The 22,765-nt window shown below is 36.3% G+C and carries 25 protein-coding genes and 1 other RNA gene; 9 read left to right on the top strand and 17 right to left on the bottom strand.

What is annotated here, in order from left to right:
* Nucleotides 1-28: 28 nt before the first annotated feature.
* Genes AC4BC5_RS08700 through AC4BC5_RS08685 form a run of 4 tightly spaced genes read right to left on the bottom strand, consistent with a single transcriptional unit; the run spans nt 29 to nt 2,867 of the window.
* Entirely contained in the window at nt 29-778 is a 750-nt protein-coding gene (locus tag AC4BC5_RS08700; RefSeq protein ID WP_490495049.1) for a 16S rRNA (uracil(1498)-N(3))-methyltransferase, read from the bottom strand.
* A 1-nt stretch (nt 779) separates the two neighbouring features.
* Entirely contained in the window at nt 780-1,727 is a 948-nt protein-coding gene (gene prmA, locus AC4BC5_RS08695) for a 50S ribosomal protein L11 methyltransferase (RefSeq protein ID WP_490495048.1), read from the bottom strand.
* Nucleotides 1,728-1,739: 12 nt separating this feature from the next.
* Nucleotides 1,740-2,219, bottom strand: a complete 480-nt coding sequence (locus AC4BC5_RS08690) for a DUF3013 family protein (RefSeq protein WP_490495047.1) — start codon at nt 2,217-2,219, stop codon at nt 1,740-1,742.
* Nucleotides 2,220-2,867 carry a DNA-3-methyladenine glycosylase gene (locus AC4BC5_RS08685; RefSeq protein ID WP_490497527.1) on the bottom strand — a complete coding sequence of 216 codons (648 nt, stop codon included), beginning with the start codon at nt 2,865-2,867 and terminating at the stop codon, nt 2,220-2,222.
* Nucleotides 2,868-2,979: 112 nt separating this feature from the next.
* Here AC4BC5_RS08685 and AC4BC5_RS08680 point away from each other — a divergent pair, with 112 nt between their 5' ends.
* Nucleotides 2,980-4,257: a replication-associated recombination protein A gene (locus AC4BC5_RS08680; RefSeq protein WP_490495046.1), complete on the top strand. Its 1,278-nt coding sequence runs from the start codon at nt 2,980-2,982 to the stop codon at nt 4,255-4,257.
* 67 nt (nt 4,258-4,324) lie between these two features.
* Nucleotides 4,325-4,520: non-coding RNA, 6S RNA (ssrS, locus tag AC4BC5_RS08675), on the top strand.
* A gap of 103 nt (nt 4,521-4,623) precedes the next feature.
* On the opposite strand, the gene AC4BC5_RS08670 is transcribed toward ssrS, so the two are convergent.
* A complete protein-coding gene (locus tag AC4BC5_RS08670; RefSeq protein WP_490495045.1) occupies nt 4,624-5,043 on the bottom strand; it encodes a phosphate-starvation-inducible PsiE family protein in 420 nt (139 codons plus the stop codon).
* 146 nt (nt 5,044-5,189) lie between these two features.
* Here AC4BC5_RS08670 and AC4BC5_RS08665 point away from each other — a divergent pair, with 146 nt between their 5' ends.
* From AC4BC5_RS08665 to AC4BC5_RS08655, 3 genes are all read left to right on the top strand, one after another.
* Nucleotides 5,190-5,459, top strand: coding sequence for a hypothetical protein (locus tag AC4BC5_RS08665; protein WP_490495044.1), 270 nt, complete (start codon nt 5,190-5,192; stop codon nt 5,457-5,459).
* Nucleotides 5,460-5,535: 76 nt separating this feature from the next.
* On the top strand, nt 5,536-6,003 hold the full coding sequence (locus tag AC4BC5_RS08660; RefSeq protein ID WP_490495043.1) for a universal stress protein: 468 nt from the start codon (nt 5,536-5,538) through the stop codon (nt 6,001-6,003).
* Nucleotides 6,004-6,299: 296 nt separating this feature from the next.
* Nucleotides 6,300-7,160: an AraC family transcriptional regulator gene (locus tag AC4BC5_RS08655; protein WP_490495042.1), complete on the top strand. Its 861-nt coding sequence runs from the start codon at nt 6,300-6,302 to the stop codon at nt 7,158-7,160.
* A 201-nt stretch (nt 7,161-7,361) separates the two neighbouring features.
* Here the strand turns inward: AC4BC5_RS08655 and AC4BC5_RS08650 are convergent, their stop codons facing one another.
* The 9 genes from AC4BC5_RS08650 to AC4BC5_RS08610 all read right to left on the bottom strand — a co-directional run bounded on the left by AC4BC5_RS08650 (nt 7,362) and on the right by AC4BC5_RS08610 (nt 16,794).
* Nucleotides 7,362-8,270 (bottom strand): IS3 family transposase, encoded by a 909-nt coding sequence (locus tag AC4BC5_RS08650; RefSeq protein WP_490495041.1) that lies wholly within the window; start codon nt 8,268-8,270, stop codon nt 7,362-7,364.
* Nucleotides 8,261-8,944, bottom strand: a complete 684-nt coding sequence (locus AC4BC5_RS08645; RefSeq protein ID WP_490495040.1) for a transposase — start codon at nt 8,942-8,944, stop codon at nt 8,261-8,263. Before AC4BC5_RS08645 ends, AC4BC5_RS08650 begins: the two co-directional genes overlap by 10 nt.
* An 81-nt stretch (nt 8,945-9,025) precedes the next feature.
* On the bottom strand, nt 9,026-10,609 hold the full coding sequence (locus AC4BC5_RS08640) for an ABC transporter (RefSeq protein WP_490495039.1): 1,584 nt from the start codon (nt 10,607-10,609) through the stop codon (nt 9,026-9,028).
* The gene (locus AC4BC5_RS08635) at nt 10,602-11,348 is read right to left on the bottom strand and encodes an ABC transporter ATP-binding protein (RefSeq protein ID WP_490495038.1); all 747 of its coding nucleotides are present in this window, start codon (nt 11,346-11,348) and stop codon (nt 10,602-10,604) included. The genes AC4BC5_RS08640 and AC4BC5_RS08635 overlap by 8 nt, the downstream gene beginning before the upstream one ends.
* A 185-nt stretch (nt 11,349-11,533) precedes the next feature.
* Complete coding sequence (locus AC4BC5_RS08630; protein ID WP_490495037.1) at nt 11,534-12,418, bottom strand: YitT family protein; 885 nt, start codon at nt 12,416-12,418, stop codon at nt 11,534-11,536.
* Nucleotides 12,419-12,764: 346 nt separating this feature from the next.
* The gene (locus tag AC4BC5_RS08625; RefSeq protein ID WP_490495036.1) at nt 12,765-13,946 is read right to left on the bottom strand and encodes a MalY/PatB family protein; all 1,182 of its coding nucleotides are present in this window, start codon (nt 13,944-13,946) and stop codon (nt 12,765-12,767) included.
* 13 nt (nt 13,947-13,959) lie between these two features.
* Nucleotides 13,960-14,793, bottom strand: coding sequence for a Cof-type HAD-IIB family hydrolase (locus tag AC4BC5_RS08620; protein WP_490495035.1), 834 nt, complete (start codon nt 14,791-14,793; stop codon nt 13,960-13,962).
* A gap of 287 nt (nt 14,794-15,080) precedes the next feature.
* Entirely contained in the window at nt 15,081-15,890 is an 810-nt protein-coding gene (locus AC4BC5_RS08615; protein ID WP_490495034.1) for an aldo/keto reductase family protein, read from the bottom strand.
* A gap of 28 nt (nt 15,891-15,918) precedes the next feature.
* The gene (locus AC4BC5_RS08610) at nt 15,919-16,794 is read right to left on the bottom strand and encodes an alpha/beta hydrolase fold domain-containing protein (protein WP_490495033.1); all 876 of its coding nucleotides are present in this window, start codon (nt 16,792-16,794) and stop codon (nt 15,919-15,921) included.
* Between the two features lie 122 nt (nt 16,795-16,916).
* Between AC4BC5_RS08610 and AC4BC5_RS08605 the strand changes: the two genes are divergently transcribed.
* Nucleotides 16,917-17,735: a hypothetical protein gene (locus tag AC4BC5_RS08605; protein ID WP_490495032.1), complete on the top strand. Its 819-nt coding sequence runs from the start codon at nt 16,917-16,919 to the stop codon at nt 17,733-17,735.
* 12 nt (nt 17,736-17,747) lie between these two features.
* Here the strand turns inward: AC4BC5_RS08605 and AC4BC5_RS08600 are convergent, their stop codons facing one another.
* A complete protein-coding gene (locus AC4BC5_RS08600) occupies nt 17,748-18,206 on the bottom strand; it encodes a DUF1801 domain-containing protein (protein WP_490495031.1) in 459 nt (152 codons plus the stop codon).
* 91 nt (nt 18,207-18,297) lie between these two features.
* On the opposite strand from AC4BC5_RS08600, the gene AC4BC5_RS08595 reads away from it, so the two are divergent.
* Nucleotides 18,298-19,092: a hypothetical protein gene (locus AC4BC5_RS08595; RefSeq protein WP_490495030.1), complete on the top strand. Its 795-nt coding sequence runs from the start codon at nt 18,298-18,300 to the stop codon at nt 19,090-19,092.
* A 205-nt stretch (nt 19,093-19,297) separates the two neighbouring features.
* Here the strand turns inward: AC4BC5_RS08595 and AC4BC5_RS08590 are convergent, their stop codons facing one another.
* Nucleotides 19,298-20,077 carry a TraX family protein gene (locus AC4BC5_RS08590; RefSeq protein ID WP_490495029.1) on the bottom strand — a complete coding sequence of 260 codons (780 nt, stop codon included), beginning with the start codon at nt 20,075-20,077 and terminating at the stop codon, nt 19,298-19,300.
* Between the two features lie 133 nt (nt 20,078-20,210).
* Nucleotides 20,211-21,011, bottom strand: coding sequence for an aldo/keto reductase (locus AC4BC5_RS08585; RefSeq protein ID WP_490497526.1), 801 nt, complete (start codon nt 21,009-21,011; stop codon nt 20,211-20,213).
* A 301-nt stretch (nt 21,012-21,312) separates the two neighbouring features.
* Between AC4BC5_RS08585 and AC4BC5_RS08580 the strand changes: the two genes are divergently transcribed.
* Together AC4BC5_RS08580 and AC4BC5_RS08575 are read left to right on the top strand one after the other, a co-directional pair.
* The gene (locus AC4BC5_RS08580; RefSeq protein WP_490495028.1) at nt 21,313-22,023 is read left to right on the top strand and encodes an amino acid ABC transporter permease; all 711 of its coding nucleotides are present in this window, start codon (nt 21,313-21,315) and stop codon (nt 22,021-22,023) included.
* A complete protein-coding gene (locus AC4BC5_RS08575; protein ID WP_490497525.1) occupies nt 22,016-22,750 on the top strand; it encodes an amino acid ABC transporter ATP-binding protein in 735 nt (244 codons plus the stop codon). Before AC4BC5_RS08580 ends, AC4BC5_RS08575 begins: the two co-directional genes overlap by 8 nt.
* Nucleotides 22,751-22,765 lie beyond the last annotated feature (15 nt).

The raw sequence follows: 22,765 nt of genomic DNA, 5'->3' as shown, positions 1-22,765 counted from the left end.
CTGTGAAGCTAAAGTTAGCAAGGAAATTTCATATTAATTCCAATTGATAACTAGCGGCACTTAATAAATAAAAGGGCGCTGTCTCTGCTCGCAAAATACGTGGACCTAACCCACAAAGCTGCCCCTTTCTCTCAACTAGTGCGTCAATTTCTGGAGGAGTCAATCCGCCTTCTGGTCCGAATACGGCTAATAAACGCGAGCCTTTTTCGATTTGTTGTAAAATACGTGCAAGTTGAGCATGCTCCCCTTGTTTTGCAGACTCTTCATACGCTACAACGATTACGTCATAAGTCGCTATTTTTTCTAAAAATTCTTTTTCTGTCGTTAGTAATTCAACGGTTGGCGTCATTTGTCGATGCGATTGCTCAGCTGCTTCTTGAGCAATTTTTTCTAAACGTTGCTGTTTTTTTACTAATTTTTTGGCATCCCATTTTACTACTGACGTTTTTGCTGGAAAGCCAATAAAACCGGTAGCGCCTAGTTCAGTTCCTTTTTGAACAACTAAGTCTAATTTATCCCCTTTTGGATAACCACTCGCAATGGTAATCGAAATGGGAAGCTCTTTTTCTTGTTGTTCTTTTTCAATTTCGTTTAATATAACACTCACTTCAGTAATAGCAATAATTTCCGCAATAATAGACACTTGATTTTGAAAAGCTAAATACACGTGTTGCCCAGTATTCATACGCATTACCCGAACCATATGATGGTAGGGTTCGCCAGTAACTTCATATTGCTCTTTTGGTGTATAAGTCTCATCTAAAAAATATCGTTGCATCTTATATGTCCTCAGGCTTCTTCAAAACAAGGGCATACCAATCTTTTTGTTGGAAGATTTGATCAACTTCAAAGCCCTGTGCTTCAAGCGTATCAATAACCATTTGTTTTTTCTCATAGATAATTCCTGAAACAATCAACGTACCATCTGGTTTCAATAAACGCCATGCATCTGGCACCATCAAAACGATAATATCTGCTAAAATATTTGCCACAATCACATCTGCTTGGATTTCAATCCCCTTCAATAAATCATTGGCACTAACCGACACATCACTAGCAATTGGATTTAAATCCATGTTTTCTTGAGCTGCTCTCACTGCAACATCATCTAAATCAAAAGCATGGACGTCATTTGCACCTAGATATTTACTTGCGATACTTAATACCCCTGAACCAGTACCAACATCTAATACAGTTTCTTCTCCGCGTAATGTTACTTCTAATGCTTGAAGAGTTAGCCGAGTCGTTGGGTGTGTGCCAGTACCAAAAGCCATACCAGGATCTAAGGTAATGATTTTTTCATCCGCATGTTGCGGTGTGTATTCTTCCCAACTTGGAACAATTGTCAAATAACGTGAAATCGATACAGGATGATAGTATTTTTTCCAAGCAGTTGCCCAATTTTCTTCTGCGACTTCACTGACAGTTAGTTCATTTTTGCCAATTGCTAAACCATATTCAGGTAATTTCGCAATTTGTTCACGAATAAACGGAACTATTTCTGGTAAAAAAATTGTTTCTGGAAAATAGGCAGCTACATAAGCACCTTCTTTTAGAGACGTGATTGTCTCTTTATCTAAAATCTCGCCATATTGATCACTTTGAAAATTTTCTATATCTAGTGAATCTTCAATAGCCACTCCACTGGCGCCAGCTTCCATTAAAATATTAGCGACAGCTTCGACAGCTTCACTGGCAGTTTCAATTTTTACTTCATTCCATTTCATTAGTTTTACTCCTTAATAGCTAGGATAAGGCAAATAACCTTTTCCCTCATATTTTGCGATTGCTTGCGTTAACTCGTCTTCTGAAAATTGTAGCTCAAAAAATTCATCTTCATTTTCCTCAGACAAGAAATCTAATAAATCACTTTGCCCTTGATCTAACACTTCCTGTAAGTAATCAACTAAACCATCAATGACTGCTTGTTGAATCCCTTTTTTTCCTTCATAAGGAATGACTGCAAGATAATCTTCCTCGTCAAATTGTGATTTCTGTGGATTGTAGAACAAAATACCATCTTCAAATTCAATGACTTCCTCTTCTGATTCAACACCTACTGCATCATCAATCACTGTACCTGCTGCATTTTCTGCAAACAAACGAATCACTAATTCAATTGTATGATTTTTTGCATCCCAGTCAATTGCTGTATCATATTCAGTAATCTTCTTTGTTAACTGCTTGTCTAAATAAGTAATTAGCGTTGCTTTTGCCATTTATTTTTTCCTCTTTTCTAACCAGCCAAAATCTGGATTAATCTCTTTTTTACGAATATTCGTAACATATGGGTTACCACTTGCGACAAACCTCAAGGGCATGTCCGTCCATTTTCCTTTATTAGGAATGCCAATTCTTGGTAAGCGTTCAATTTTTTTAGGTGTTCGTTTTTTTTCGGGTACCAAATGCAGTGGACTTGTAAAAATAGATTGACCGTAAAGTTCCTTGGTGATTCCCAAGGCTGAGACCAATTTTCCTGGTCCATTTGACAAATCAGGACCTGAACGACCTCGATTTTCTTCCATTTTTTCAATTCCTGCAACCGGCTCAATGCCTCGAATCATTACTCCTTGAGGCATGCCTTCTGGTTGCGTCACCATATTTAAAATTAAATGTGTGTGCATCGTATATAAATAGATGGTTCCTGGTTTTTGATACATCGCTTGTAAACGAGGCGTATTGCGCATGCCATAACTATGTGCTGCTTGGTCATCTGGCCCTAAATACGCTTCACAGTCGACAATATAGCCGCCTAAGAGCCCTGTAGATGTCTCATGTTCCAAATACATGCCGACTAGATAATGTGCAATTTCTACGGTCGATTGTGTGTTAAAAATTTGTTTTACTTCTTCCATTTCATCACCTATTGTCATCATACACAATTCTGCTCTTCCATGCTATCCTTAATGCTTTTTCATAGCGAAAAGTGGCTTTCTTCTCTATGCTATACTAGAAGAAAGAAATGAAAGGGTGTTTATCATGCAACAACCACTTGCTTATCGCATGCGTCCTCGAAATTTAGATGAAGTTGTCGGCCAACAGCATCTAGTAGGTGAAGGAAAAATTATTCGCCGTATGGTAGAAGCAAAAATGTTATCTTCCATGATTTTATATGGACCACCAGGAACTGGAAAAACCAGTATTGCTAGCGCAATCGCTGGTTCGACACGTTATGCATTTCGAATGTTAAATGCCGCCACTGATACGAAAAAAGATTTACAAATTGTTGCTGAAGAAGCAAAAATGAGTGGAACTGTCATTTTGCTATTAGATGAAGTTCATCGCTTAGATAAGACTAAACAAGATTTTTTATTACCCCATCTTGAAAGTGGAAAGATTATTATGATTGGTGCTACGACCGAAAATCCTTATATTACAATTAATCCAGCAATTCGTAGTCGAGCACAGATTTTCGAAGTTTTTCCTTTACAAGAAGAAGATATTTTACATGCTATCAATCAAGCACTAACTGATAACGAACGGGGACTAGGTACTTTTTCTGTTACGATTGACGACAATGCTCGCCTGCATCTATCACGTGCAACAAACGGTGATTTACGTAGTGCCTTGAACGGTCTAGAGTTAGCAGTCAAATCAACGCCCCCTCAAGAAGATGGCACGATTCATTTGACCCTTTCAATTATCGAAGAGTGTATCCAACGAAAAGCACTCACTCACGATAAGAATGGGGATGCGCATTATGATGTCATTTCTGCTTTTCAAAAATCAATTCGCGGAAGTGATGTTGATGCTGCCCTCCATTATTTGGGACGATTAGTAGAAGCTGGTGACTTAGCTATTATCTGCCGACGCTTAATGGTGATTGGGTATGAAGATATTGGTTTAGCTAATCCTAACGCTGCCTCACGAACTGTCAATGCTGTATTGGCTGCTGAAAGACTTGGACTTCCTGAAGCACGAATTCCTTTGGCACAAGTTGTTGTTGATTTATGCTTGTCACCAAAATCTAATAGTGCCCACGTAGCTTTAGATGAAGCAATTGCTGATATTCGCAGCGGCAAAGCAGGGGATGTTCCTAACCATTTGCGGGATGCTCATTATAAGGGTGCTGCTGAATTGAATCGTGGCATTGGCTATCAATATCCTCACGATTTTGAACAAGCATGGGTTAATCAACAGTATTTACCTGATAAATTAAAATACAAACACTACTATCACCCTAAAAATACTGGTAAGTATGAACAAGCGCTAGCCATGCGTTATCAACAATTACAAGATTGGAAAAAACATCTTTAAAAAAACGCTTTCACTTTATTGGACTTCTCTATTGATACTTTTTCGCCCGTGTGCTACTATGGAACTGGGCAATCTGTGATGTACGAGTTATCCCTATTTAGTGTTGACCGAACATTTTTATTGATATCTTGGGATCTGTCCGGTGTTATAGTTGGCAACAAGCCTTGTCATTTGGTAGTTCGAAAACTATAACCGTAGAACCCACCTGCTACACTTTGCGGGATCAATACTCCGGGACAATAAACGGCATCAACGGATCTTACCCATTAATTTTCAATTGGACCACTTATCTTTTAGATAAGTGGTTTTTTTATAAAAAAAAACTGAAACCTATCAATAGATACGTTTCAGCAGTTGCATTTTCATTTATTTGGATTCTTCTGATTCTGAATTGTGAAAGGCTTTGACTTTTTCTAAAATAAACAAAACAAGCACTAAAACTAAGATTGCTAGCGATAAAAATAATGCCTCCACTCCTCCACCATGAGCAAGTAACAATTCACGACAAATTGCAGTAATACTAATTAAAATTAAGTAACGCACAGGAATATGATGACCTTCTCTCACATAGCGCAGCAGCATTAAAATGATTTCTAACAAGATAAACAATGTCGCAATCTCTTCAATTAATGGATACAAATCTTTTAGTGAATGCAATGGCACAACTGCCGTAATCATATGATAGATTGATTCTCCCATCACCACGAGAACAACTAAGACTAAAAATCCTAGCATAATATCTACCACAGAGCTAACAATATTGTCAAAACGATTAAAACCTTTCATCAAAGACCACCTTTTATTTTATTTACTTTATTATATTATATAAAATAATAGCAAAAAAATCAGGAATGATTACTTACATTTCAAAAAAAAATTGCGGGAAACTGAAAACTCCCCTATACTTTATAGTAAGTGAAAGGAGTGGAACAATGACAGTTTTCTTATTAATCTTAATGGCCGTTGTGTTAATTTTCCTCGGTATCACTTTAATGAAACAAACCGTATTTTTCTCTCTCATCGAAAATAATGAAGAAAACAGCAGTTTTTTAAAAACCTATGGCATGATTTACATTATCTTAGGAATTATTAGTGGCATGCTTTCTGTTATCAATCAATTACTCTTTACATTGATTTTTATTGCAGTAATGATGCTTGTTTCAGCGTTCTTTAGTATTCAATTCTCAAAAAAAATGCGCTGAATTCTAAGGTTTCTCTTTTCCTTTTTTTATGAAATAGCTTACAATAGAATTAGAAGGACAGAAAGGACGTGGGGTTATGTTACAACAATACAAACGAATTATGGTGGCAGTCGATGGTTCAAAGGAAGCAGAACTAGCATTTCGCAAAGCTGTAAATGTAGCGCGAAGAAACCAAGCAGAGTTGTTATTGGTTCATGTTATTGATACTCGTGCGTTTCAAACAGTCACTTCTTTTGACACAGTCTTAGCAGAACAAGCAACTGATATGGCGAAAGAATCTTTGGCAGACTATGCGCAAACGGCTACAAATAATGGCGTTCCCGCAGTTGAAACAACGATTGAATACGGTTCACCCAAAGCAATCATCGCCAAACAATTGCCTGCTGAAAAAGAAGTTGATTTAATTATGTTAGGTGCAACAGGTTTAAATGCTGTGGAGCGACTATTCATTGGTTCTGTTTCAGAATATGTCATTCGTCATGCACCATGTGATGTTCTAATTGTTCGTACTGATTTAGACAATCACATTCCAGAGGAAGAATAAGAAAAGCGTGTTGCTTAAGCAACACGCTTTTCTCTTGGGAGGTTTTATCCCAGGGGTTATTGTGAAAGATGAATACTCACCTTTAGCACCATTTATCCGCCAGTGAGAAACCTCTCACTGTTTCTTTATTTAACCATGACTTTTATTGAATGTAAATACTTTTATCTAAATTTTCAGAATATTTTCTAAAATATTTTGTATGACTATAACAAACAAAACCGATAGAATTTGGCTCAACTATATCAAGTCATCCAACATTTCTCTTGTTAAACTATAGATAAATGAGGAGGGAACCTATGTTACAACAGCTAAATCAATTAATGGAAGAAATTGAATCACACTTAACCGAAAAGCTTTCAATCGAAGAATTGGCTAGAACAGTCGGAATGCCTGTCTATCATCTCAAACGAACATTTTCATTTTTATCGGGTATGACCTTGTTGGAATACATCAAAAATCGCAAACTCGCATGTGCCAATCAAGACCTATTGCAGGGTGAAAAAGTCACAGAGATTGCTTTTAAGTATGGCTACCAATCAGTTGAAGGTTTCTCAAGAGCCTTTCGTGAATGGAGTGGTTATTTACCTTCTGAGATCAGTAAATGTAACATTCAAAAAACATTTCCTAAACTCTCATTTGTAATTGATATTAAAGGAGGAATTTCAATGGAAGTTAAAATTGAAAACAAAGAAGCCTTTCGCGTAGTTGGTGTATCTAAGCGCGTCCCCATTCAGTTCGAGGGAACGAATCAACAAATTATTGAATTAGCTCAAACAATTACGCCAGAGCAACGGGCACACATGCACGAATTGGGAAATCTTTATCCAAACCAAGTGGTGAATGTGTCCTACGATTTTGAAGGAGACCGCTTAGCCGAACAAGGAACGCTACAACATCTGATTGGTTTTCTCACAACAAATGAAGCCACATTTTCAGATTTAGAAACGCTTGAAATCAGTGCTCATACTTGGGCCATTTTCCCTAATAAGGGAGCTTTCCCTACTTGCTTTCAGCAAACCTGGGCACGCATCTTTTCTGAATGGTTGCCTTCTTCGGATTATGAATTAGTCGATTCTCCAGAAATCTCGTTTACGAATTATTCAACCGATTCAACTGACGTTTATAGTGAAATTTGGATTGCTGTAAAAGAGAAGTAAAAAAAGTACCGCTCTCTATAAATGCTTGGCACCCCGTCAAGTGGACACGGAAATATAATAAAATTTTTAGAGAACTGTTTGCCGATTTTCTGGCAAACAGTTCTTTCTTTTTTTCACTGATAAACCTCGGCTATGCTCGGTTAGCGTCTAGCTTTAATGAGTGAAACTAAAAACATTTCACACATCAAAGCTAGACGAATATTAGGCTGCCATTAAAAGCTGTTGGTGAACTTGTAATGGTGTTTTTGAATTCAAACAGCGTTGATAGCGGCCATTGTTGTAATAATATATATACTTTTCAATCATTGAAACGAGACTTTCTCTGCTAGTGAATTTACGACGATAGTATTTTTCACGTTTCAGTGTTCCCCAGAAACCTTCCATTGGACCATTATCGATACAACGACCCACTCGTGACATGCTTTGTTTCATTTTATGTTTCATCACTCGGGTTCTCATCTGCTTACTCGTATATTGAAAACCACGGTCACTGTGAAATAGTGGGTGAGCGTCCGGTTCAAGTCGTACAGCTTCATCAAAAGTATCAAAAACTAGTTTATTATCATTTCTATCACTAATGACAAATGAGACAATCCGCCGATCTGCTAAATCTAGAATGGCACTGAGGTACACTTTCTTCACTTGATTTCCTTCATAATACTTAAACTCACTCACGTCAGTTAGCCATTTTTCATTCACTTTATCCGCATGGAAGTTCCGATTTAAGTAGTTCTTGGCAATATGATAAGGACTTTTCGATGCTTTAGTAATCCCATTCGGATTGTGTTTGACCGTCGATTTAATTTGAAGGCTACGGCAAATGCGTAATACTCTTTTATCATTGACATGTAAGCCATAATCTTGAACTAAATCATCACATATTCTTCGATATCCCTTATCGTTATCTGCCTCATAGATGTATCTAATTAGGTCTGCCAAGTGCTCATTGAAAATTGTTTGTGCTGATTTTGGTTGCTTTATCCAACGGTAGTAGGCTGATCTAGAAACATGTAAGAATTCACACATTGGTTTTATCGGATAATTTTTGAGGGCATGAAGTTCCTTAATGGCTTCATATTCAAAGACATGGCGAATAAGATCTAATCCCACTTCCCTTCTAATTCCCTGACTTTTTTTAAGAGGTCATTTTCCATCTCCAGCTGTCGAATCCGCCGCTCTTGTTCAGCTAATCGATCACGCATTTCCTCTTCCGGTGTTCTGCTGGGTTCGGTACCGGCGCGATGCCCTCGGCGATCTTTTAATCCAGCTTCGCCCATTTCATCATATTTTAGTACCCAGTTACGAACTTGTTGGTAAGATACTTGGTACTTAATCGCTGTTTCTCCATAGTTACGATTGTGTACGATACAGTAATGGACGATTTCCACACGTTCTTTGAAGGTTGTTTTTCTAGATTGACTCATTTGACTTCCACCGCTTCCTGATTTGAAGTTTCCACGAGTATTATATATCTTTATCCAGTCTTGTAGTTGCGTTTTACCTCTCAGTCCATATTTCTTAGTAATTTCTGACAGACTCCCTAAACCATTCAGATAATCATTTACAGCTTGAAGCTTTGTTTCAATCGAATAATGTGTATTTTTCCGCTTTGCCAATAAGCCAGTAGGACCTTCGTTCTCATAAAGCATAATCCATCTTCGTAAAGTTTCCGTATTAATCCCAACTGTACTGGCAAGGCTATTCAAGCTGTCTTTGCCATTTAAATAGCTCTCTACTAGTTCTATTCGTTTTTCTGGCGTGAGTTTCATCTTTCTTTTTGGCATACAAAATACCCCCTATATAGGACTTTTATATTTCAGTGTCCTATATAGGGGGAGCATATCAAAAAGAGGAGCGGTACTTTTTTAATCAAATTGTTGCCAAAAATTCCGTTGGTAATACCGATACCAACTTACACAACCAATTGCTAGAAGAATAAATACTGGACCGTTAATCCACAAGAAGGGATACATCAATACACCAACTACATACAGACCTATCAAAAGAAAACTTAGAAACATCGACCCCATCATCAGAAAGACTAGACCTGTATTGCCAGCTCCTCTTGTAAATAATTGACTAATATTTGTCCAATCCAATAATAAGAAACGATAATCCCTTGCAAAATAACGTAATGATAATAAATAGGTAGCCACTATATTCCCTAAAAGGGTACTTATCAGTAGAAAGATTGGCAAACGGAAAAATATTCCCATTGCTAAAACTATCACCGCATTAATAATTAGTTGTAGTAGACATGCAAAACGGAATTTTTCTTTTAAATAATTTGTCATGGATAGAGGTAATGAACGAATAAACAGGAAGTTTTCTTTATCTAACGAAATCATATTCGCTACAAATGACATCGGATTAACCGACAATGTAGCTAATGCAATCCCTACTGTAAAACAGACACCGAGATATTCCATCCCTAAAAAATTCAAATTAATTTGCCCTGTTACGGCAAAAGCAATGATAAAAATCATGGGCATTAAAATTGAATTCGAAAATACTTGCATAATTAAATTAGGATCGCGAATCAACTGCGAATTGTAGCTAAACAGTAATTGACGCAAGTTTTGATTTGGTTTATGCGTTCGTTTCGTTGCACCTACACCAGGTGCGGCATCGAGTAATTGTTCATACATTTTTGGTAATAAGGTTACTTTAATTAAATAGAAACTCAACAAATTCAGTCCAAGCAACCCACCTAAACTTAGAATAGCTGCCAAAGAAAACGGCTGAGTCATCACATAGAAAAATGGTAGAAATGCCGAAATAGTGCCACGGTCAACCATACCCATGCCCATTGAATCGGTTTGACTATTCATCAATAAAATACCAACAACCGCCACACCTACAGAGACAACTAATAACAATGTCGTGACTAATTGTTTATGTTTTTTAAAAAATTTAGTTCGTGTCAAACCGAAAACAATGAAACTACACAAGCTAAAGACTAAACTTAAATACAAAACAAATAATACTAGCGCAAATAATACCACTAAAATCACAAAAACACCTGCGCGCAATCCTGCCATGATAAAAACAATGAATACTGGTAGCGTAAACGGAATAATTGTAATTGCCACAATGACAATTTTAGCAATAAAAATATCTACTTGTCGAAAAGGTAGCGGCAAATAACCAGCTAAATCACGACTTTCAAAAAAGACATTGTAAATCGCAGAAATACCTTGTGAAAAGGCAATGATACCAAATAAAGCAACATAATACGTAAAAAATCCTGGCATCTGACTGAAATCTATGGCAAACATAGTTAAACCATAAACTGCTAAAAAAATGACTCCTGATAAAATATACTGATTAACAATTGAACGCGTTAAACTAGCACCGCTTTTACCAGATTTACGTGCTTTATTGGTTGTCTGTGGGTTAACATAGCGTAAATTTACTTTTAGTAATTCAGCTAACTGCGTTTTATTCATGGAATCCCCCCGCTTCTTGTGCGTTGCGTCCAGCCATTTTTAAATAGATAGATTCAAGTGATTCCGTAGGTGCGGTTGCTAGTAATTCTTCTACTGAGCCATTATAAAGCAGTTCTCCTTTTCTCAAAATGGCTAGTTGGTCACATAGTTGTTGAGCAGTATCTAGAACATGGGTTGAAAAGATAACTGTTTTTCCTTTATCTGCATGGGCACGCATCATTTCTTTCAAATCAAAGGCCGCCTGTGGATCTAACCCTTGCAACGGTTCATCTAAAATCCAGATATCAGGATCAGAAAGCAATGCACCAATAATAATCGTCTTTTGGCGCATCCCATGAGAAAAACTAGAAATCGTTTCATCTTGATGACTAAGCATATCAAAAAGCTGGGCTAAAGGAACTAAACGCGTTTCTTTTTCCTCTTGTGGAATGTCATAAGCTGCTGCCATTAAATCCCAATATTCGCCAGCTGTTAACTGCAAGAAGAGATCCGGTGTGTCTGGTACATAACCAATTCTTTTCTTGATAGCCATTCGATTAGCTGCTAAGTCTAAGCCATCAACTGTAATCGTGCCACTTGTTGGTTGAATAATACTGACTAAACTCTTAATGGTTGTTGATTTACCTGCACCATTATGCCCTAAAAAACCAAAGATTTCTCCTTGCCGAATGGTTAAATTCAATTCATTTAATGCTTTTTTGGTACCGTATACTTTACTTACATTGCTCAATTCAATCATATTATCACGCTCCTTGTTACTATTGTAACAAAAAAAACAATCCCTCACACATCTGAATGTAGCGTTACAGCATTTTTTACTCAATATTCATCCTATATGGAATTTATAAAATCAATCATAGCAAACAGTGCTTTGAATAAGCTTAGAAAACAAAAAGATGGAGCATAAATACTCCATCTCGATGGTTACAAATTATTCACTTCAACGCCATAATCATCGGCAACTTTTTTCAGACTAAATCCACGACCATTTACTTCACTAGCATTTAAGGTAACAAAAAAGGCTGTCTCGTCAATCGTTAAAATAGCTTCTTTGACTTTTGGAAAATCTTTTTCACTAATCACAGTCATTAACAATTTGCTTGGTGTTTGACTATAGCCTCCTTCAATTGGGATTAATGTTACCCCTTTATCTAAGGTTGTAGTGAGTATTTGTTGAATTTCTTCGTATTTTTTCGATACAATCATAATATTTTTCGAGCGGTCAAAACCAACTTGAACAATATCTACGACGCGTCCGATAATAAATAAACTAATTAATGAGAACAATACCACGTCAGTATCAAAAGTAAGTAATGCCGACAAAATGACCAATCCATCGACAAACAAAATTGCAATACCTAATGACACATGCAAATACTTATGCACAATTTGCGAAATAATTGCTGTTCCACCAGTTGAGGCGTTCCCACGAAAAACCAAACCTAATCCAACACCAGTAACAATTCCGCCAAACAGAGCAGCTAAAAATAAGTCATGTGTGATAATCGGAAAATGAGCAGTCACTCCTACAAAAAATGGATAGATTAAACTACCAAAAATCGTCTTCAAGCCAACTTCTTTACCTAGCAATAAAAAGCATAAAATTAATAATGGAATATTAATTGCATATAAAACAATTGCTACATTCCACCCAAACATATGATTTAATACCACACTAATCCCGTTGGCTCCTCCGGCAACAATTTGATTTGGTAACAAAAGACAATTAATGGAAACAGCTAAAACAAATGCTCCTACGATAACAAATAATGCATCTTGCACTTGCTGACGAGCAAACATTCTTTTCATCTTCTTTCCCCCAATAATGAAATAATTTCAAAAACCGTTTTTCATCATAACATGAGTTCATTCCGATCGCTAGTTAGAAACAAAGAAAATCTTCTCATTTGCATCTTAGAAAAAAATATTTGCGGTATAACTAAAAATACTCAAACCATAAAAAGGAGCCTGTGACATAAGAAGATTGACAGTAACATATCCGAATAATTTCGCCATGTTTTGGCGTAACTCATGCTATTTTATTCGGATATTTCCGGCTTTTTTCCTTATGTCACAGACCCAAAACCTGTTAAAAGCAGGCCTAATCTCTCTATATGAATATTTTCTTTGGAACGGCCTGATAGTATCGGATTAGTTACATTTTAATTGCTGATATTAGTTGCGTAACTGCTTGCTGAATATTCATTGGCGGTGTTGCTAAATTTATTCGAATGAACCCTTTTGCTTCTGGTGAAAACCATTCACCAAAATCAATCGCTAATTTCGCTTTATCTTGCACAACATCTTTAATGGCATCTGGTGCAACATACGCACGCAAGTCAACCCACATGAGATATGTTCCTTCCAAATCAGCAACTACAACGTCTGAGAGTTCAGCTTCCAAACGAGATTTAGCATAATGATAATTGTCTTCGATTGTCGCTAATAGACCTTCAACCCAATCATCACCTGTCTCATAAGCTGTTTTAGCTGCTATCTGACCAAATAAACTGAATTCCGTTTGCTTATATTCTTTTGCCCATTCATTGTATTGTCTGCGTAAATTTTCATTTGGAATCCACACATGTGAATTTAATAACCCAGCTAGATTAAATGTTTTTGACGGCGCATTTACGATAATTAAATTATCTAGGAAACGTCCTTTTTCGACAGTGACACTTGAACAAAAGCGATGACCATTTAACACGATGTCTGAATGAATTTCATCTGATAAAACTAACACTTGATGTTTTTCACAGATCGCTAATACAGCGGCTAATTCCTCTTCGCTCCACACGCGACCTAAAGGATTATGAGGAGAACACAAGATGTACAATTTGGGTTGGTGATCAATAATTTTTTGCTCAAAATCTTCTAAATCCATCACATACCGTTGCTCAATTAATTGGATATCCGAAGTGATTAATTGGCGGTGCTTATCTTGAATTGCATGAAAAAATGGATAATAGACAGGTGGTTGAATAATAACCGCATCACCTATTTCGGTAAAGCAATCAATAATATCATATAACGATTGCACAACTCCTGTTGAAAATGATAACCACTCTTCACGAAAATCAGTTTGTTCATGGCGAGCCTGCCATCCTTTATAAGCATTAAAATAATCCTTTGATACTAACGAATACCCAAAAACTCCGTGGGCAACTCGTTCTGCTAAAGCATTCTTCACAGTCTCTGGTACAGAAAATTCCATATCAGCAACCCAAGCTGGTAATAAATCACTATCTCCAAAGCGTTCTTCTAAAGCATCCCATTTTAATGAATCTGTTTGTTTTCGTTCAACACTGTATTGACGAATAAATGTTTCTTTATCCAAAATCATTCCTCCTTTATAAATATTTTTCTAATAAGATAGCAATGCCGTCTTCGTTATTTGATAACGTAATTTCATCAGCAGCTTCTTTTAATGCGTCAACTGCGTTAGCCATTGCAACCCCAATACCTGCATATTCAATAATAGAAGCATCATTGTGTCCATCACCAAAAGCAATTAGGTCTTCTGCGTGCAAACCAAATTGTGGCAAGACCGTGGCTAATGCTTTAGCTTTATCAATGCCTTTATCGGTAAATTCAAAATAAAGTGGAGCGGTAAACATTGCGTTCAGACGACCGTCAAAAGGGGCCGCCATTGCTTGATGATGCTCTTGTAAATATTCCGGATCAGCAGCAATTAAAATTTTATTTAAAGGAAAATCAACAAATGCTGCCAAATCTTCCATTTCGCACAGCTTAAAATTTCCACCACGTGCTTCATACTCAATAATATTAAATGGACCATCTGGTAAATTCAATAAATTGTCGTATACATTATTGACATACATATACTCTTCTTTATTAATCATTGGACGAACCTCAAATTGCTTCATATGTTCCAGAACTTCCTTAGCATCAGCAACGGATAGCGCTTGCTTAAATAGTTCCAGATCAGTTTTACAATCAACTACACTTGCCCCATTAAACGAAACAAGCAATCCTTCATACTCATCCATGGCTAACTCTTTCGCATAGCTAGCCATTCCTGTCGTTGGACGACCCGAGGCTAAAATAAGCTTCACACCGTTTTTTTGTGCGTTAATTAAAGCCTCTTTGGTTTTTTCACTAATCACTTTTTCATTCGTTAGTAATGTTCCATCAATATCTAATACAATTCCCTTAATTGCCATATAGCCCCTCCTTTTCTTTCCATACTAAACGAGCCTACAAAGGAATGCAATCGCTGACGAAAAAAAGGATGATTCTAATTTTTTATCACAATTTTTCTTAATAAAATAAAGAAAAATGGCTAAATCATCGGTGAATCCTCAAATTATTAAAAAAAATAAATAAGAATCGGATGAGATCGTTGAATACATTATCTAATCTTAGAACGATACACGCATCGTCTAAACTTCCCCTTGGCTTTTTTCTATCAAAAAACACGACAGATTTTTGTTAATCCGTCGTGTTTCTTTTATAGTGCTTGAATAGTCACTTTTTCTTGTTCTGTCAAAGAAAAATCAAATAATTCTAAATTCAATGCTTGTCGTTCTTTATTATGTGATTTTGGAATTACCACAACTCCACGTTCAATTTGATAACGTAAAATAACTTGTGCCCAAGTCTTGTTATAACGTGCCCCAATTTCAGTTAAAATGGCTTGTGCTTCTTCACTGACGCGTGTTAATGGTCCCCAAGCTTCTGGAATTACATTGTTAGCCAAAGAATACGCAACAATTGCATCATTCCATTTACTTGGATGTGATTCTACTTGATTGACTGCGGGTTTAATGCGCGCATGTTCTAATAAATAGCTTAGTTCTTTTTCTTCAAAATTAGACACACCAATCGCTTTTAAGATTCCTTGATCAACATATTCTTCTAATACTTGCCAAACTGAGACGATTTCTTCTAGATTTTCCCACGGATGATGGATTAAATATAAATCAATATACGAGGTATCCAAGGCCCGTAGACTCGCTGCCACACCTTTTTGTACAGCTGCTTTATTGGCAGTGTATTCTTCAGTTCCCGGAATTTTTGAAGTGATGAAAAATTCGCTACGATCTAGACCACTTTCTTTGATTGCTTGACCAACAACAGCTTCGTTACGATAAGCAATCGCTGTATCAAAATGACGATAACCTAAAGCAATCGCATCTTGCAATTCCGTTGTATCACTGTTGATTTCCCCCATATAAGCACGATCAACTTTCCCAAACGTATTCGTACCGCTACCAATAATTGGTAACCGAATGCCCGTGTTCAATGTTACAAATTCCATTCACAATTCCTCCTTTATCTTACATGAATTAGTCTATCACTCGCTGCAAAAATTCAAAAATAAGTTGTTTGGTTTCTTCTTGTATAAAGGGGACATCCGCATGTTCAGCTCCTTCAAAAATATACAATTCCGCAGGGACGCCTTTAGCTTTTAATGCCTCGTACAACAATTGACTTTGGCGTAAAGGAACAATTGTATCCGCATCGCCATGCAAAATTAAAAATGGTGGTGTTTGCCCACTAATAAACTTTGTCACATCAGGATAATTCAAAGCATCTAAAGGAACATTAACTTGCGTAAGTTCATGAATTGCTTCTCGCAAGCGAAATAGACGAAGTGAATTTCGTGGCAATGAGGACAAAAAATCAGGAACCGAAACCAGAGGATACCACGGAACAACAGCCTTAACTCGACTTGAATATTTCAAATAGTCCCCTTTATCGTATTCACGGGTATTAGCAGTTGCACCAACTAAAGCTGCCAAATATCCCCCTGCTGATTCTCCCATCGCAATAAAACGTTGGGAGTCTAGCCCCAACTCTTCTGCATGTGCTTTTAAATAACGAATCGCTAGTTTTACATCTTCAATTTGATCAGGAAATTTCGCTCGTGCAGTCACACTATAATCGATACTTGCGACTGCGTATCCTCGTTTAGCAAACCAGGCTAATTCAGGTGTCCACACGTTGCGATCCATTGCTGAAAAACTACCCCCACACAGCCAAATAATTACTGGTAAATTAGTGTATTTTTCATCATAAGGAAATGACATTCGTGGACGCATTAAGCTTAAACTTAATGGGCGATAGACAGCATTACTTCCTTCCATTCGATGACCGTAAACAATCTTAGGTATTAAATTAATTACGGGTTTCTCACGATGTATTTGAATTTTTTTGATCACCAAAATTTCCTCCTCCACGCTTTCCTTTAGTATAACGTATTCATTTTTCTTTTACCAAAGAAGCCAACACGCTTTATGAAAACGTTATTTTATTCTATACTGAAGAAAAGGAGGCGATTAAAATGAAACGAATCTTTTTGGTCTTATTTATTTTAGTATTAACTGCTTGTGGACGCTCAACAACGCCTAAGGAAAGCACTTCGGAAACTAAGCAAACGACTGAAACTAGTTTGACAAGTACAAAAATGACTGAAACTTCAACTACTAGCTCAAGTAATGAAACTAGTTCAACGGTGGAAACTAAAGAGCCGCTTCCGCTTGAAACACAGGGGAACCTTGTTGGTACATGGCATCAAGAAAATCTAACGCTGACGATTGATGAAGAAGGGCATTGGCAATTAACTGGTGGCATTACTAGTCAAGGGACTTTGAAAGTTGCTGTAGACAATGACACGATTAAAATGGTGAAGTTATATGGATTTAATGTAAATATTGATAGTATTGGAAATTATTTTATTGCCAACTTTAATGAGGACAGTAGCCTAATGAATTTTGGATACTTGGGAACCTTTACACGTCAAAAATCCGTTGAACATGGACTAACTGATACTGCTTATATGGAATTCGTAGAACATGAAACCATTGATTTTTCTCATAGTTTATTAGGTACTTGGACGATGAAAAATAAAGAATATGATTTTCAAAATGTTTGGAACTACAATCCAGACGGAACCTTTGAAGTTTATTCAGACGGTAAAGGTGAAGCAATGACGGGTATTTATGAAGTGACGTATCTTGACGATGATAAAATTAGTTTAACAATTACTTATGACGGTGGTGAAACACATACGACTGAATACACTTTACGCGATGGCACCTTGACTGAAGCTGGTTTTGAATGGGCGTCACAAATTCGCAATACAATCCCACCCCCACCATAAAAAAAGTGGCAATCACTTGCGATTGCCACTTTTTTTCTCTTGATACTGTGTATAACGCTGAATCCATTCTGTAGCCGTCATTTTTTCCATTAACTCCCCAATTAATTCATAAGGAATATATTTAGGATTTGTCCAACGAATACAACTTTTTCCCATGTTTAATTTGGTTGGTACCTGTTTAGCATACTCTTCTTGAAACCATGCTAATAACGGGGGATTCCCCATTATCCCCATATGGTAAATCGCCAAATGATTTTTTTGTACCCCTAAGGAAACAAAGGGTAAGGGTTCATTCTCTCTTTGCAAATACCCTTCTGGAAATACAATTAAAGGTACAACAAAAGTAGGCATCCCATATTGCATCACCAGCTCAAATCCAGTTGGTAAATGGGTAGTAATGACTTCTTTTAGTTGAAAATAGCTATCACGCCACTTGTCAGGTAAGCCCTGTTCATATTCTTCAATTGACATTAAACTTCCTCTTTCTAACAAATAAATTTCTTCTTATTCTTGTTACTGTTATAATAATACAAAACAAACTATTTTAGCGAGGAGTAAGATTATGACGATTCAAGCAGCACTCTCACTAAGTAATGAAAAATTGACACTGCAACTAGCAGACAATCAAGGGCAACTTTCTATTCTTTATACCAATGATAAAAACTTGGTTACTCCAGAAGCAAGTGTGTACCTCTTATTTAAAGAACAAAAACTACGAGCAATTGGCGCAACAGAAGGCACGTTTAGTTCACGTATAGCCTATGATACTTTTGTGCAAATTATACCTCCTTGGGACATGGAACACGGTTACCTTATCCAACGGTTAGTGGAAACTGCTGAAGAAAACAAGTTAAAAATTACAAGTAAAGATGCTAAAAAAATCCCAGCTAATCATTACCCAACCGTAAGTGCCTATCAAGAAATTGTGCTAACTTTATTGGAAAAGTTTGGCCTTGCTTTTCGGAAAACAGAAGAAAAACCGCGAAAACCCCAAGCTGCTAAAGCACAGCATCGCTGGCGTAAAGAAATCAGCACCATTGAATTTTTTGTGGATGAATACAATAGCCAAGCAACGGTTATCTGGCAAAAACGAAATGAAATGTGTATTAAAAAAGGAGCAATTTTACGACAAGATATCCCTTTAAATAAAGATGGCTCGATTGGTTTAGCAGGACGTTTTACAAAACAGCTTCGTGAGGAACATGCTGCTAAAATCAAGGACTTTGTTACAACAGAAGATGTCATTTTAAAGAGTGTTAATGAAGTTGGACACTTTTTGTATTATGCTGGAACCAATAGTTGGTTAATTTTAAAAGATAAGAAGGGCAAAACAATTGATGAATGGACTGTCGTTTAAAGCTACTCATTCTCTTTGCTCCGACATACTGGTATATATTTCTTTTTTACATCACTTCCATACGATTTTGTAACAATTTATATCAAATTTGTAACAATTTATATCAAATTGGTTCACTTTTTAATCACCTAAAAAACCGGCAGACGTTCAAAGTCCACCGGTTTTTTGTTGTATTAGATGATTTCTTGAGAACTTTTTTAGAAGCCTACATCAAATAGTTCAAGTAAAAATATGACATGATATATAATAAATAAATATGTCCTGGATAAAAAGCATAAAAGAAATATTTATCTCCACGGCCCTTTTGTCCGTTATAAAACGCTAATGGTAAAATTGCGAAGACCATCATCCATTGATAATTTGTTAATAAATGACTAAAGTTAAAACCTGTCGCAATCAATGAAACTGCAGCCAATGATAAAAATTGGAGACTGCGCTTTTCTCTAAACAGATAGAACATTGCTCCCAATAAGACTGCAACATAGCTGCCTTCAACGGTAAAATAAGAAGGAAAAACCTGTAGTAGGTACACGAAAATCGGACTACCATTTCCAGTGTTCATCAAAATAAAGAAAGGAATAGCAATCACGCCTGGTAAAAGTAACAAAGCCGTTGCTTTTACCCAACGTTTCTGTCTATACTCTTCAATACAATACATAACCAAAGTTGCTAAAAAAAGCGTGCCAAATACATTGTTAAACATCATAACTCGATCCATAGGAAATAACTTGGGAATTAGTGTATTGCCTAAATTCATTCCCCAAAAACCAATTAATAAACGTGACATATACTTCAAACGACTGCGTGTATAATAAAAACCTTCTGCACTTAAAAATAAGAAAATAGGTAACACAATTCGGCCAAACATATTTAAAATGGGTGTCGGTTGTGTATAAATAAACATTTCATAGATATGATCGCCCACCATTAAAATAATTCCTAAAATTTTTAGTTGATACCCTGTTAAGTTAAATTTTTTTGTCATTGCTAACCTCCATCAATTTAGTAATCCCAGTCTAGCACACCACATACTAGAATGAACTTTCATTACTGTTAGATGGACTATAAGTTTTGTTAGATAGAAAAATAGCCACCAAAAATTGGTGACTATTGAACGATTAAAATGTTTTTCCATCCGGAATTGGTGCCTCACCCGCGACTCCTTGCAATTGGTCAATTGCCTCCATATCTTCTTGACTTAATTCAAAATCAAAAATTTGACCATTCTCAATAATCCGCTCTTCATGAACAGACTTCGGCAATGGCAAGAAACCATGTTGTAAACTCCAACGTAAAACTACTTGGGCAACTGTTTTATCATATTTTTCGGCAATTGTTTTTAGTTCAGATACACTGAAAATTTTTCCAGTACCTAATGGACTATAGGCTTCACTCAAAATATTATGTTGTTGATTATATGCCACTACTTCTGCTTGATGATCGCTTGGATTTAAATAAATTTGGTTAACAACTGGTTTAATAGTAGCCGTTGCCAACAACGCATCTAAATGATGAGGCATAAAATTAGATACGCCAATCGCACGAATCTTACCTGCTTCCACAGCTTCTTCCATTGCACGCCATGCTTGGGCATTGGCTTCTTGCCAATTATCGCGAAAAGCAACTGGATTTGGCCAGTGTATTAAATATAAATCTAAGTAATCTACACCTAATTTTTTCATTGATTCAGCAATTGCTTGTTTTGTTAAATCATATGAATGAGCATCATTCCATAGTTTTGTCGTAATGAATAACTCTTCTCTTGGAACGCCACTTTTAGCGATTCCTCGACCCACAGATTCTTCATTCTTGTAAATAGCTGCTGTATCAATATGTCGATACCCTGCTTTGATTGCCGCTAAAACAGAAGACTCTGCAACATCGCCATCGGGGGTTTGCCATGTACCAAATCCTACCATAGGTATTTCAATGCCATTTGCTAAGATGTATGTGTCTTTTAAACTCAATGTTATTCCCTCCTTTATATCTTTATCATACCACTCTCATTAGGGATTTGGTAATTGATTGATTCTTAACAAAAAAACATATGTATTATATACAACACCCCCAATAAATATACAAAAAAAAGCTATTTTTAAACATTTATTTGTATAATAATTCAAAAAGTGTTGCAAACATCTCACTTATGTATTATTATACACTCCATACCCAATAAAATTATTTTTATTCATTAAATATTATTAAAAGTGAGGAATTACTATGGATGCGATGTTAGGGATAGTCATAGATTTTGGAAAAACAGTAAAGTGGATTCCCACTTTTATAGATGGAACAATCGTTACCATTGTTTTATCTTTAATAACGGTTGTATTTGGTTCATTGCTTGGTTTATTTGCTACATTAATGAAACAATCGAAACTAAAAATTTTAAACGCTATTGCAGCGATTTATACACAAGTCATTCGTGGTACACCCTTGTTAGTTCAATTATATATCTGGTTATATGGACTACCTTTAATTGGTATTTCATTGCCAGCACTTTCATTTCTGGGAAATACATATGGTTCCAGAGAATTTTTAACAGCAGTCGTTGCCCTATCTATCAATTCGGGTGCATATATCTGTGAATTATTACGAGGTGGACTAGCTTCCATTGATAAAGGTCAAATGGAAGCAGGACGTTCATTAGGACTAAGCCGTGGACAAACAATGAAATCTGTCATTATCCCTCAAGCAATTCGTGTGGTTCTTCCTGGTTTAGGAAATGAATTTATTATGATGATTAAAGAGTCATCTATCGTATCAGTAGTAGGAATCTTTGATGTGATGTATACCAGTAATATTGTCAAGGCAGCCACATATTCCATTTTTGAACCTCTGATTATCGTAGCTTTGATTTATTTCATCCTAACATTTACATTGACTGCACTAATCAAGAAACTAGAAACGAGGTTAAATGTCTATGATTAAAACCAATCAATTAACGAAAAAATTTGGTGAATTGGCCGTTTTGAATGGCATCACAACACATATCGAAAAAGGAGAAACAGTTGCAGTGATTGGTCCTTCTGGTTCTGGTAAATCAACTTTTCTTCGCTGTCTAAATTTGATGGAAATCCCTACAAGTGGCGATGTATATTTTAAAGATATTTTATTAACAAATCCTCAGTTAAAAGAAGCTGAAATAAATCAAATTCGCGAAAATATTGGTATGGTATTTCAACATTTCAATCTATTCCCTAATATGACAGTGTTGGAAAACATTATTTTAGCACCAATGAAATTAAAAAGTTTCACAAAACAACAAGCCATCCAAAAGGCCGAAGACTTACTGAAAAAAGTTGGTTTGCTAGATAAAAAAGATGTTTATCCTAACAAATTATCTGGTGGACAAAAACAACGGGTTGCTATTGCGCGTGCTTTAGCGATGGAACCAGAAGTTATGCTGTTTGACGAACCCACTTCTGCGCTTGATCCTGAGATGGTGAAAGAAGTTTTGTTGGTCATTCAAGCGTTAGCAAAAAGTAATTTAACCACTGTTATCGTGACTCATGAAATGAATTTTGCGAAGCAAGTTGCCTCACGAGTCCTCTTTATTGATAAAGGTGTAATTGTTGAAGAAGGGACACCGAAGGAATTATTCGATAATCCAAAAGAGCAACGAACAAAAGAGTTTTTAGATCAAATCACATTTTAATTTAAAGGAGCTTTC

It is taken from the genome of Enterococcus sp. AMC2644, from assembly GCF_058216475.1.
The sequence above is the reverse complement of the archived record's forward strand: the minus strand, read 5'-3'. Positions and strand labels throughout refer to the sequence as shown.